The 11998-nt window shown below is 52.2% G+C and carries 12 protein-coding genes and 1 tRNA gene; 6 read left to right on the top strand and 7 right to left on the bottom strand.

The annotated features are described in order from the left end of the window. Positions 1-23 precede the first annotated feature (23 nt). Complete coding sequence (locus tag D5085_04495) at positions 24-278, top strand: hypothetical protein (GenBank protein QEP42462.1); 255 nt, start codon at positions 24-26, stop codon at positions 276-278. Between the two features lie 180 nt (positions 279-458). Here the strand turns inward: D5085_04495 and D5085_04490 are convergent, their stop codons facing one another. From D5085_04490 to D5085_04460, 7 genes are all read right to left on the bottom strand, one after another. Beyond that, positions 459-1592, bottom strand: a complete 1134-nt coding sequence (locus tag D5085_04490) for a hypothetical protein (protein QEP42461.1) — start codon at positions 1590-1592, stop codon at positions 459-461. Further along, positions 1423-1776: a hypothetical protein gene (locus D5085_04485; GenBank protein QEP42460.1), complete on the bottom strand. Its 354-nt coding sequence runs from the start codon at positions 1774-1776 to the stop codon at positions 1423-1425. The genes D5085_04490 and D5085_04485 overlap by 170 nt, the downstream gene beginning before the upstream one ends. A gap of 235 nt (positions 1777-2011) precedes the next feature. Beyond that, the gene (locus tag D5085_04480) at positions 2012-2794 is read right to left on the bottom strand and encodes an SDR family oxidoreductase (GenBank protein ID QEP42459.1); all 783 of its coding nucleotides are present in this window, start codon (positions 2792-2794) and stop codon (positions 2012-2014) included. A 36-nt stretch (positions 2795-2830) separates the two neighbouring features. Next, on the bottom strand, positions 2831-3028 hold the full coding sequence (locus D5085_04475) for a hypothetical protein (protein ID QEP42458.1): 198 nt from the start codon (positions 3026-3028) through the stop codon (positions 2831-2833). Positions 3029-3144: 116 nt separating this feature from the next. Then, the gene (locus D5085_04470) at positions 3145-5937 is read right to left on the bottom strand and encodes a hypothetical protein (GenBank protein QEP42457.1); all 2793 of its coding nucleotides are present in this window, start codon (positions 5935-5937) and stop codon (positions 3145-3147) included. Between the two features lie 474 nt (positions 5938-6411). Beyond that, positions 6412-6503, bottom strand: a tRNA-Ser gene (locus tag D5085_04465). An 89-nt stretch (positions 6504-6592) separates the two neighbouring features. Beyond that, positions 6593-7141, bottom strand: a complete 549-nt coding sequence (locus D5085_04460) for a hypothetical protein (GenBank protein QEP42456.1) — start codon at positions 7139-7141, stop codon at positions 6593-6595. Here D5085_04460 and D5085_04455 point away from each other — a divergent pair. The 5 genes from D5085_04455 (at position 7140) to D5085_04435 (ending at position 11998) form a co-directional block, all read left to right on the top strand. Next, the gene (locus tag D5085_04455) at positions 7140-7373 is read left to right on the top strand and encodes a DUF2835 family protein (GenBank protein ID QEP42455.1); all 234 of its coding nucleotides are present in this window, start codon (positions 7140-7142) and stop codon (positions 7371-7373) included. The two genes, D5085_04460 and D5085_04455, sit on opposite strands and share 2 nt — an antisense overlap. A gap of 169 nt (positions 7374-7542) precedes the next feature. Further along, positions 7543-8118, top strand: coding sequence for a pyruvate oxidoreductase subunit gamma (locus D5085_04450; protein ID QEP42454.1), 576 nt, complete (start codon positions 7543-7545; stop codon positions 8116-8118). Continuing rightward, positions 8115-9287, top strand: a complete 1173-nt coding sequence (gene porA, locus D5085_04445) for a pyruvate ferredoxin oxidoreductase (protein ID QEP42453.1) — start codon at positions 8115-8117, stop codon at positions 9285-9287. The genes D5085_04450 and porA overlap by 4 nt, the downstream gene beginning before the upstream one ends. 9 nt (positions 9288-9296) lie before the next feature. Then, positions 9297-10301, top strand: coding sequence for a pyruvate ferredoxin oxidoreductase (locus D5085_04440; protein QEP42452.1), 1005 nt, complete (start codon positions 9297-9299; stop codon positions 10299-10301). Between the two features lie 11 nt (positions 10302-10312). Further along, positions 10313-11998: a glutamate synthase gene (locus D5085_04435; GenBank protein QEP42451.1), complete on the top strand. Its 1686-nt coding sequence runs from the start codon at positions 10313-10315 to the stop codon at positions 11996-11998.

The raw sequence follows: 11998 nt of genomic DNA, 5'->3' as shown, positions 1-11998 counted from the left end.
CTGTGTAGTTGTTCAGGCAGTGCTTGTCACAGGGCATTTTTCTGTTGTGGATTAAGTTCTGCTACGGCCAGATAGCTGAAACAGAACTCATCAAACAGAGCCATGGCCGCACCAATATCCATAAAGATGCGTTGACCTTGTTGCGGTTGAGTCTGAATTTTAGCCGGAGGCAGACGGGTAGCGGAGAGCAGCTTAAGTTGGTTACCGGCTTCGATACCGAGGTTGTCCGCCAGCGCCTGCGGATATCAGGCCTGAAACGGCGGCAACATCAGTTGTGACCAGTTCGAAGTGGCGCTAAATGCGCCTTCTGAGTCAGCCGGTAGTGCCAACAGATCGGTCGCGATAAGCTTAACCGGTTGCTGACGGCTCGTTATCAGACGCTTTTCAATCCAGACTATTGAAGTCATTGCTACTCCAGGCCACACCAATACTGATGTTAGCTACAAAATTTTTATGAACTATTGCTTTACATATTGATCAAGAAATCGTTTACAGACTGCAAAGTCATGGTTATATTTTTTTGGCAATGATAGACCTTTCTCATTTGCCAGTTTTTCAGCAAAAGCGATCATTTTTGCGGTAGGAGGATTACCGCCCCGGTGCCCTCCCTTTTTGCCTCGCTTGCGATACTGCCCATTAGCCGCTTTATCACTCTGCATCGGTTGAGTCATTTGCACCGCATCGACTGCGACAAGTAATCGGTTGAGCCAGTTAACCGCTCGCGCCTCAAAGGCTTCTGGCTCGACTCGCCCCTGTTCGACTTCGGTTAACTGCTGCTCCCACCAGGCGGTAATCGCCGGATTGCCGAGTTGTTCCGGAATTTGTGCAATGAGCTGCTGACCTAATGGCGTAGAGATAAGGCTCTTACCACTGGTGGTCAAAAAATGGCGCTTTTTTAATGTTTCGATAATACCGGCGCGAGTCGCTTCGGTACCGATTCCCTGATGCTCCCGCAGCACTTTGCGTAATTTCTCATCATCAACAAAGCGGGCAACATTGGCCATTGCCTTAATCAATGAACCCTCTGTATAGGGTGGCGGTGGCCGGGTCTGTTTAGCCTCGGTTTTAGCATCGATACAGATAACATCTCCTTTTTTCAGAGCCGGAAGTGGGGGCTCATCACTGTGATTGTCCGCTTTAGCCTCTTTAACCGGAGCCGGAAACAGTGCTTTCCAGCCGATTTGTTGAACCTGTTTGCCGTTACTGATAAACAGCTCCGACTGGCATACAGTCTCTATTCGAGTCATTTGATAGTGGTGATCGGGATAGAACTGCGCCAGATAGGTGTGCACAATCATGGCATACAACGCCGCTTCGTCACGATTGAGGCGACCGGCGCTATTAGCTGTCGGAATAATTGCGGTATGAGCCGTGATCTTTTTGTCGTTAAATGCACGGCTTTTTAGTTGAGTGTTAGCTGAACTAACCCATTTGGCAAAACCGTTTTGAGATAAGGCTTGCATCACTGTCGGTGCCTCGGGATGTTGCGCTGCGGCCAGATAGCGACAATCTGTGCGGGGATAGGTAATCAGTTTGTGGCTCCCGTTTCGGTTTGAGTTTCCAGCTTTCAGGAACGATGGGTAAACTTTCACGACTCCAGCGTTTTAATGACGCATCATAATCTTCTGGCATCGCCTGCTCGTAGAGGTGACCGATGCACCAGGTAACTACCCAGCCGTGTCCCGAAATCATCCCCTTTCCCGAGCGTCCCCCCCCTAAAGCTTGGGATATAGTGCGTCCTAATGAGGGTTTTTCGGCAATATAGAGCGTAGTCATCGACTATGTGGGAAACTTGTTTAACTTTGTAACTGAAACGGGTCGATTATACCGTTTTTCAAATTAAGTGTATTGTGATTTATCCTTTTGAGCACCTAGATGGAATGACATCTCTTGCCACTCCTATCATTGACGATATCTTGCGTGCGATAGTAGCCTAGGTAATTGTCGTTACAATAGGTAGCAAAGTTGTGCGTTATGAGCAAAATCTATAGCTAATTGTGCGCGGCTTGGTTTAAATTTTACTCTGATCATAATCGCCGGCATTGAGGCCCACATGGGCGATATTTTCTCCCCCATCAATGGTTAAAATCTGGCCATTAATAAAATCGTTGCTCAAAATAAACCGAATCGCCGCTGCAATGTGGTCAGTCTCGCCCTTGCGTTTTAGCGGAATTGCCTCAATTCGCCAGCGGATATACGCCTCACTACGGCTACCTGCCGGCAGAGTCACGCCGGGAGAGACGCCATTAACCCGTATGTTAGGGGCTAGCTCTAGCGCCGCCATTTTGGTCAATTCGGCTAGTGATTTTTTAGTGAGCAGATAGGAGGCGTACTTAAACTGGTTAAAACCGACCTTATTATCGATGATATTTACCACGCATCCCCGCCCAATAAGTGTAGCAAAGGCTTGGATTAAAAAGAGCGGTGCGCGTAGATTGACCGCATGGAGTTGATCAAAAGCTTCGATCTCACTCGCCATAAGCGACTGCTGAACATAACCCGAGGCGCTATTCACTAAGACCTCTAAGCGGGGAAAGCGCGTCTTAATTTGCGCCATCCACGGCTTAAAGTCGCGGCAGCTTGCCAAGTCGAGCTCAAAAGGTTCACACGCGACCCCTAGCTGTCGAATCTCGTCACAAGTCGTCGCCGCTGCTTTAGCTGATCTGCCGTAGTGGAGCGCAATATCGTAACCGGCGGCGGCTAGATCGAGCGCAAGCGCTCGTCCTAGGCGAATCGCCCCCCCCGTTACCAGTGCGGCAGGGCGCTCAGAGGGTGGAATTGGATCGGTTGGCATCATTTTATCTGTTCCTAAAAACCTAAACAAAGTTGCTCATAGCCGTTTTTCGGTCATTCGCTCTCCGTTGATAACACCCTTGCGGGCGAGCAACTGGAGTCCTAGTTGAGCCGTGGCGGTTAGTCCGCGCTTGCAAGTCGCCTTCATCTGTCGGTACGGCGTGAGCCGATCGATATCAGGGTCGAACAACCGTGCCAGCCTGTTTTTGGCAGCGTTCTCGCCTCTCTCTCCCAACGCCGCACGATCTGCACTAATCCGCCCAATGCGCTATGCTGTATCCGCTTCTGATAACACATGATTATAGAGATTGTTGAACATAAATCAAGCAACGGTCAATTGCTCCGGTAAGTTCAGGATGAGAGCAGCAGACGGGTTATCTTCTGTCGATAGCGTAACAGTCGCGCTATGGTAACCGATTGCCTCAAACGGAGGCCATTGATATGGATAGTACCGCAGCCACCGGCTTGCTGCCACCGTTGCCGCGCCAATTTTGGCCAAGCCGCCCCCTGTTTCTGCTCCGAGTAGAGCTGTTGATTAACCGCAACGGCTAAAATCGGTTGACTCTCTCCCACCTCGACTAGTAGCGACAGAGGTGGCTGCGTGCTCTCCTCTTTTAGTTTCAATGGAAGTAGATGGTAGCAGTAACTTTTGTCACGCTTTAATTTATATTTGAGCAATTTGATCACTCTCGGCTGCTCTTGTTGAGTTAGCGCATTGAGCCGTCGTGCTGCTAGTTGTAAAAAGTAATAGATAGCCAGAGACTCTTGCTGTAGCTGATGTTTAACTAACTGATGGTAGAGTTGCCCCTCCTCATCCACAATCCAAATCGCTCCACCATCACCGCTTAGTGGCTGTACCACTAGTACCACTTCACCTAATCTCTGTTCGCTATAGATAACAGCCAACGGGTGCAGATAACGGGCCGGAGCATCGAAACGGGTGGTACTCGGACTTTGGCGTGACATCGTCTGCACTACCTCTCTGTCATTTGCATAAGTTTCAACCTCCATCAGAGAGCCGAGACAATGCCGTAATAGTAACCACTGTGGCCCGATCGCAATCCAGAGCTGAAGCGTACCATCGTTAAGACGAGTCGCTCCAAAAAAGGTTTCCGTAGTCGTAGTAAAGAGCTGCTCAAGTCGCTGCGCTAGCAGCTTCCCTAAATCGCCGTCAAAGGATGAAAAATGGACTAGAATCGGTAGCTGACAACCACTTTTTACCATAGTAAACCAGTTAAAGTAGTTCTCTATCGCCTGCGCTAATCCCTCTCCGCCCTGATAGGGGTAGTGAAACAGCTCACCATATTCGGTGGTATAAACCCAATCAAACCGAACTAAAAGTAGCTGGCGTCTGATGCTAAAGCAGAGCGGCTCTCTCCCTAATCCCTCTCCCTGACAGAGAGAGGGATCGAAGCCAATGCTCCTCTTTTGCGCTAAGTGGATAAACCAGCGCTGTGAGGCAATACGGTTAGGGTCAGCAAAACGCTCTATCGGCGGAATATTAAACTTTTCGATAGTAAAGTGCTGCCGTAATAGCTTCCCGAACTGCTGAATCTCCTGTTGCGATATCACCGCCCGAGTATAGAAAAGGTTAATTTGGGTCGATTCAGTCCAAATTGCGTTACTGTAGCACCAGACTAACCCCTCTACTAAAAAAGCGAAACGGCGTATTAGCTGTGGATGTTCTGGTTCCGGTTCTCCTACATAACCGCTGTAAAATCCCCAGGAGATGATACCTGCATCGTCAATCTCTTCATGCAGTGACAGCTTATCGTGTGCTAACGGGTGGCCAACAGTAAAGCGAATTAACTCAATTTTATGCGCTTTACGCTCATAAAAGGCGAATAGTTTGCGCCCAATTTGGGTCATATCCGCTTCAGTGATAAAGATATCCTGCGTCCTATGGTGTAAAAATTGTGCTAGCTGAGTGTAACAGTCGCTTAACGTACGATTAATCAAGCACCGCTCCTCAATCAATAGTTGCAGGCTCCAGATCTGTCTCTGCTCTATCTGCTTAATCGCGTCACTATTCCAGCCCCAATCAGCCATCAGTTTTTGGTGTAGATCGATCTTCCACTGCGGTTGGATTTTTCCCGGCATACGACTTAGGCCATTTTTTAGATAGAAGGCACGCCTCAGGGTCAGCAGACGATGAGGTTCACTGTCGTACTGAAGGTAACTCTCCAGATGTTGCGATAACATTCGGTATGGATCGACCTCATCAACATCGGTTACACCGCTGTAAACTCGCTGTTTAAACTGTCGGCTAAGTACCGGTAGTTCGGTCTGATTTGCCACATAGGACTCAATTAGGGTCAGTTTGATAATCGATTTGTAAGGAGAGCTAATCGCCTTAACAAACTGCCAAATCACCCCACCAAAATACTCCTCTCTCCCCACAGAGGGTAATGCCCCCAAATCGACAAACCGATCACGGTAATAACGGGCCTGCTGATAGTAGGCCAACTCCTCATCGTAGCGCTCTTCTAGCTCAGGCGCGATTAGCCACCATGCCGGCCAACGACCACTAAAAACCACCAGTGTGCGATAGATTTCATCTAGTAACAGTCTAAACTGAGCCGAACCGCTGCTTTCGCTGCTAAGTGCATTCATCTCACCACGACGCATTTTGGCCGGATTAATTAAGAAAAAGTGTACTTCAATATCACTCTGTACCGCATAGGTCTCAATGGCTGTCGCCTTCTTCTGTAACAGTTTTAACTCTACCTCTGAGAGAGCCGGATCGTGTAGCAGTAAAAAATCGAAATCACTACCAGGGGTATGAGCAATTGTACCGATACTCCCCATCGCATAGAGCGCCCAAAGGGGCCGCTCTTTCGCTTCAACAAAGCGGCAGGGGCCAAAGAGGTTTTTCGCTTTATCCAACAGGCGCTCATCACGCTGAAAATAGCTTATTCCACACGGGACATCGTTGCCTATATATCCGGGCCAAGTCGGTTGATTATTTTCAAACAGTAGCGGAATTAGATCGATCACAATCGCCTGCTTAGGCTTTAACATCGACATAGCGCGTTGCAGTCGCTGCTGATTTAGGTGAATAAAATTCTCAATAGTGCGATTATCTTTGATCCGAATCTCTTTAGGGGGGCTGTTTAATATGTTTTTAAGAAATTTACCTATCAAAGTTGTAATCCTTTTTTAGAGGGACATTAAATTAACTTGATAAAGAGTACCATAGCGCTATATGCCACAGCAAGTTTAAGAAACAAAAAATATGTCGTAATATGTTTATTGGATATTTTTTAAACGCATCAAATTACTGACTATTTTTTGCCGAGTAGTGGGTTAATTGAACTTACGGGACAGAGTTTGGTTGGGGGATTTGGGGGAAGAAAGGTCGCCTAAAGAATCATTTTGGCGAAGGTATTGATTGTTAAAGACGCAGTTATCAAGATAGACTCTCATTTACTTTTTAAACATCAACACCGCCAACTGCTGTTTAATATCCGCCTTCAGCTCATGCGACTGGCTAAATAGTTTCTGAAGTACAGTTCGAGCCGAAGCTGTTAGAATAAGAGGATATGGGGACTAGAGGGGGGACTAAAAACACGGTCTTTAGTCTAAGTGATTGTTTTTGTTGTTGTATTTTTCTTAAAATGGCGGAGAGAGAGGGATTCGAACCCTCGGTGGGAGATAAAGCCCACACTCCCTTAGCAGGGGAGCGCCTTCAGCCTCTCGGCCATCTCTCCTAGTCACTTCACAAAAGTGGCGCTAATGGTAATCGTCAGTTGGCGTTAAGTCAACCGCTGTTTGTGGCGCGGCCCAAAAAAAGGGGGGGTTAAAACGGCTGATCGAGCTGCTGTTGTCGCTGCTGTAGCGTCTGCTCTAGTTGGCGAGCCTGCTCCATGACCTCTTGGCCGCGAGTTAGGGTGGCGGCGGGGTTGAGAGTCGGCGTGGGGGAGTCGTTGTGCGGCTCTGGGGCGCGATTTGGGGCGGGGGGCTGGCGAGGGGTGGGGGCGGCCGGTTCGGGGGCGGCGATAATATTGGTGTTCGGATTGACCGTGACGGCGGTATAATCGCCACTTACCGGTGGGGCATCGCTTAGGTGCCAGTTGCCTGCGGCGTCTTGCCACTTATAGCTAGTGACGGTGTGCTCGGGGCTGTCGCTCTCGGTGAGGGAGAGGTCGGGCAGGGGGGGGAGCTTGAGTTGTGGGGTTTGGAGCTGATCCCACTGCAGCAGGGGCTTGCCCTCCTTTAGTGGTAGGGTAAAGGGGATAATGGCTGCTAGTAGCAGCAGAAAAAGGAGTGTTAATGCCAGTTTTTTCATGTTAAAACGGTATCTGTCAGGTAACTTAAAGGGTTTAGTGTAAGCGACATTTTGAGTCATGAACAGTGCTATCTATTTTAATCTCTCTATAGATAAAGACGAGATGGTGAAGTACTATACCGGTGTTCGCACCGTGCTAGCTCACTCGTTAGATGGGCGAAAGGTTGAGTTTCCAGCGAACCGGTTGCAGCCATTTATCGGTCACGATGGGGTGCACGGGCTGTTTCGGTTGGTGTTTGATCAAAATCACAAGTTTGTTGCCCTAGAACGGGTTGATCTTCGGCAGCAATGATCACGATAATGTCACACTTTAGCGCTATACTGTCGCTTTCAATTTAGTAGTCATCTGCCTACCGACCCTCCCATTCCCTACAGTGCTAGGGGAGGCAGGGCGGCGGGAGTGGTTACCCAACGATAGCGTTATCAGGCTTTCCACAGGGCTGTTTTCCAGAGGAGTTTTGATGATTGAAGTACGCATTCATGGTCGCGGTGGGCAGGGGAATGTGGTGGCGGCCTATCTGCTAGCCACTGCCGCTATTCACGAGGGGCGTTATGGCCAGGCATTTCCCGCCTTTGGTGCCGAACGCAGAGGGGCGCCGGTAGTCGCCTTTGTCAGAATAACCGCCGAACCGCTCAAACGGCGCAATCAGGTGGTCACCCCCGACTATCTGATTATTCAAGACCAGGCGCTGCTACATGTACCGGGGGTCTTAGATGGACTCAAGCCGGAGGGGGCGATTTTAATCAACTCGACCGAGTCGAGCGAGCAGTTATCGGCACAGCTACAGCGACAGGTGATCGCGATTGCAGCTACCGAACTGGCGAAGACCCATCTTGGGCGTCCGGTGCCGAATACGGCGCTGCTAGCGGCATTTAATGCGCTAACAGAGATATTACCGCCCGACTCACTACTCAAGGTACTGGAGAGTCGTTTTAAGGGGCCGGTGTTAGAGAAGAACCAGATACTGATTAGCGAGGCGCGGCAGTTAGTGCCGGCCGGTCTTTGGGCTACTAAACAGCAGGGAGAGGCAGCATGATTAAGGCATTAGAGGGGTCTCAGGCGCTCGCGGAAGCGGTGGCGCTCTGCCGTCCACAGGTGATTGCCGCCTACCCGATTACTCCGCAGACCCATATCGTGGAAAATTTGGCCAAGCTGGTGGCTAACGATAAGTTGCAGTGCGAATATGTGAGCGTTGAGAGTGAGTTTAGTGCCGCTTCGGTGGCCTTAGGGGCGGTTGCTGCCGGCTCTCGTGCTTATACCGCTAGCGCCTCGCAGGGGATTTTGTTAATGAGCGAGGTGCTGTTTAATATCGCCGGCATGCGTATTCCGCTGGTGATGACCTGTGCGAATCGGGCCGTTTCGGCACCGCTATCGATATGGAACGATCAGCAAGATTCGATGGCGGTGCGTGATGCCGGTTGGATTCAGCTCTACTGTGGCGATAACCAAGAGGCGGTCGATACCACCATTCAGGCCTATAAAATTGCCGAGGAGTGCGAACTACCGGTGATGGTCTGTGTTGATGGCTTTACGCTGACCCATACGCTGGAGGCGATCGATATCCCCTCAGTGGAGCAGGTCGATCTCTTTTTGCCCCCGTTTCAGTTTAGCCGCACGCTCACTTCGCAGCAGCCGATGAGTGCTGGGGCGTTGGTGGCTCCCGATATCTACTCCGAAGCGCGTTACTCGCACCATCAGGCGCTGCTGAAAGCGGCCGAGGTGATCGAGAGGGTCGATAACGAGTGGCAGACAGCCACCGGACGAGGCTATGGCGGCTTAGTAAAGGTGGAGCTCAATCCCGACGGCGAGACGGGGCTGTTAGTGCTCGGTTCAGCGACCGGTACTTTTTATGATGCGATCGTAGAGCAGGCGCTCGATGAGGTACGCCTAATTCGGTTGCGCAGCTTCCGCCCCTTTCCGATTGCGGCGCTAAAAGAGGCCTGTGCCGGTCTGAAGCGGCTGATTGTGGTGGAGCGGGCGCTCTCGTTAGGGAGTGGGGGGATTGTCACCGCTGAGTTACGAGCGGCGCTAGCCGGTAGCGCGGCGATGCCGTTAATTCATAGCTTTGCTATCGGTCTTGGCGGGCGTGATATTCCAATCTCTACCGTAGCCGATCTGCTAGCGCGGGTGGAGGGGGCGACCGAACCGGTCGCGTTTGAAATTTTTGCTATCGATAGCGACAAATTAAGCCCCGAAGATCAATAGGAGTTGAGCATGAGTGAGATAAGTTCGACCGCAGTGAGTGTGGATGTGCAGGCGCTTCGTAGGCGTCAGGGGCGATTTTCGGCGCTAGAGTCGGGCCATCGCGCCTGTTTAGGGTGTGGTCAAGCGCTGGCGGTTAGATTAGTGAGCGAATCGACCGGCCCCGATATTATGGTCGCGAATGCGACCGGCTGTCTGGAGATATTTACCACCCCGTGGCCAGAGTCGGCTTGGCGGGTACCGTGGTTCCACTCTCTATTTGAGAATACCGGTGCGATTGCCTCAGGGATGGAGGCGGCGCTTAAGGCGCAGGGGCGCAACACTAAGGTTGTCGCCTTTGCGGGGGATGGTGGCACTTTTGATATTGGCTTTCAGGCGCTGTCGGGACTGCTAGAGCGGGGTCACAATGTGCTCTATGTCTGCTTCGATAACGAGGCCTACATGAACACCGGCATTCAGCGGTCGAGCTCGACTCCCCACGCGGCGATGACGACCACCTCACCGCCCGGAAAGGCGAGAATGGGTAAACGACACCTGAAAAAGGATATTATTTCGATTGTTGCGGCGCACCATATCCCCTACGCAGCAACCGCTTCGGTCGCCTACCCCTCCGATGTACGCAAAAAGGTGCGGCGGGCGTTAGCGATTGAGGGGCCGACCTTCTTGCAGATCCACTCCCCCTGTCCACTAGGCTGGGGCCATGAGGGGGACAAGAGTATTGAAGTCGGGCGATTGGCGGTGCAAAGTGGTCTGTTTCCTCTGATTGAGCTGGAGCGGGGGGCGCTGACTGGAGCGATGCCGTTACGGCAGGTGCGACCGGTGGCGGAGTATCTAAAGGCGCAGAACCGTTTTCGCCACCTATTTGCCAAGAGCGAGTGGGCTGATGAGGAGTTAGAGCACCTACAGGCGCTTGCTGATCACAACATTGAGGTCTATGGCCTGCGCGGTGAGGGGCGTGATGCGCTCGATAGTGAGGGGGCAGATACGATTCACCGTGGCGGACAACGCTGGGCATAAGGAGCAACAGTATGCAGAGATTTATTCGTGGCGGATATGCTAATCCGGCAACTTCGTTAAACTACCATACCGGTACTTGGCGGATTGAGAAGCCGCACTATCGTGAATCGAGTGCGCCGTGTCACCACGCCTGTCCGGCCGGTGAAAATGCTAGGTTATGGCTCGGATTGGTGGATGAGGGGCGCTTTGAGGCGGCTTGGCAGGCGATTGTCGCGGTCAATCCGCTACCGGCGGTCACGGGGCGGGTCTGTCACCATCCGTGCGAGTCGGCCTGTAATCGGGGTGAGTTTGATCAGCCGCTGGCCATTCACCACATGGAGCGCTATTTAGGCGATTTGGCGCTAGAGCAGGGGTGGGAGCTGGAAGCGATGCCACCGCTTAACGGCAGTGGTGCCGTGGCGGTAGTCGGTGCCGGCCCCTCCGGCCTCAGTGCCGCCTACCATCTGCGCCGTTTGGGGTATCGGGTCGATATCTTCGATGCCGCCCCCGAGGCGGGGGGGACGCTGCTATCGGCACTGCCCCACTATCGACTGCCGCGGTCGGTTCTCAATCAGGAGGTGGAGCGCATTTTACGCTGCGATGGCATTCTGTTTCACCCCCATGAGCGGTTGGGCGAGACGCTACAGCTCGATAAGTTATGTGACGACTTTGCCGCCGTCTATCTAGCCTTAGGGTTACAGCAGCCGACCGAGTGGAGTGTCGATGGGGTCACCCCGCGCGATCTGCATAGCGGTATCGATATGCTCAAAGCGTGGATGGATGTCGGTAACACCCCCGATGCCGCCAGTGTGGCGATTATCGGTGGCGGCAATACCGCTATCGATATGGCGCGAATTATGCGCCGCTCCGGCGGTCAAGATGTCCACATTATTACCGATCAATCGCTGCCCGATAGTGGCGAGGCGCAGGTGATGTCGGCAATTGCACGAGAGGTGAGCCAAGCGCTGGAGGAGGGGGTGCAGATTCACCCTAATCGCGGTATTCGGCGGCTGATTTTGCGTGGTGAGCGGGTGGTAGGAATTGAGATGGTGCACATGCGCAAGCTCCACTCCGCCGCTAGTGGTTACCGTCGGGTCGCCTTTGAGGGGACGGAGACGGTACTCCATGTCGATATGGTGATTCCGGCGATAGGGCAGCAGATCGATATGGCGGGTATTGAACTGCTGCCGTTGACCAATGGCCGTATAGCGCTGCAGAGCGATGGGCGAGTTAAGGGATTTGATAACCTCTTCGCCGGGGGAGATATGGCCCCTGACTGCGGAACGGTGACCGAAGCGGTCGGTTATGGCCGTCGTACCGCACTAGCGATGGATCGATACCTGCGGCAGCTATCGGAGGCGACGGTGGGAGCTGAACCGGCGGTGATTGCGGCACCTAGGCTTAACTTTCACTACTTTGAGTCGGCAGCTCGGGTCGAGGTTGAGACTTTAGCGGTTGCCGAGCGGCTGAAAGGGTGTATTGAGATCGAGCAGGGTTTAACCGAACATCAGGCGAAAACAGAGGCGGAGCGCTGCCTCTCGTGCGGTAGCTGTATCCACTGCGATAACTGCTGGACTCTCTGTCCCGATATGGCGGTGCTCAAAGATCCAACGCCAGGACACGCCCCCTATCTATTCGACTACGACTACTGCAAAGGGTGTGGCTTGTGCGCGAACGAGTGCCCTTGTGGTTATATTGTCATGGAGAGCGATCTGTAG

It is taken from the genome of Ectothiorhodospiraceae bacterium BW-2 (assembly GCA_008375315.1).
Taxonomy (GTDB): Bacteria; Pseudomonadota; Gammaproteobacteria; order Thiohalomonadales; family Thiohalomonadaceae; genus BW-2.
This window is presented reverse-complemented; position numbering and strand designations above follow the sequence as displayed.

Bases quoted from the DNA above. Each gene is read 5' to 3' on its own strand.
- D5085_04455 (QEP42455.1), top strand. From the start codon at position 7,140: ATGAACAGTGCTATCTATTTTAATCTCTCTATAGATAAAGACGAGATG.
- D5085_04440 (QEP42452.1), top strand. From the start codon at position 9,297: ATGAGTGAGATAAGTTCGACCGCAGTGAGTGTGGATGTGCAGGCGCTT.
- D5085_04460 (QEP42456.1), bottom strand. From the start codon at position 7,141: ATGACTCAAAATGTCGCTTACACTAAACCCTTTAAGTTACCTGACAGA.
- D5085_04435 (QEP42451.1), top strand. From the start codon at position 10,313: ATGCAGAGATTTATTCGTGGCGGATATGCTAATCCGGCAACTTCGTTA.
- D5085_04480 (QEP42459.1), bottom strand. From the start codon at position 2,794: ATGCCAACCGATCCAATTCCACCCTCTGAGCGCCCTGCCGCACTGGTA.
- porA (QEP42453.1), top strand. From the start codon at position 8,115: ATGATTAAGGCATTAGAGGGGTCTCAGGCGCTCGCGGAAGCGGTGGCG.
- D5085_04485 (QEP42460.1), bottom strand. From the start codon at position 1,776: ATGACTACGCTCTATATTGCCGAAAAACCCTCATTAGGACGCACTATA.
- D5085_04450 (QEP42454.1), top strand. From the start codon at position 7,543: ATGATTGAAGTACGCATTCATGGTCGCGGTGGGCAGGGGAATGTGGTG.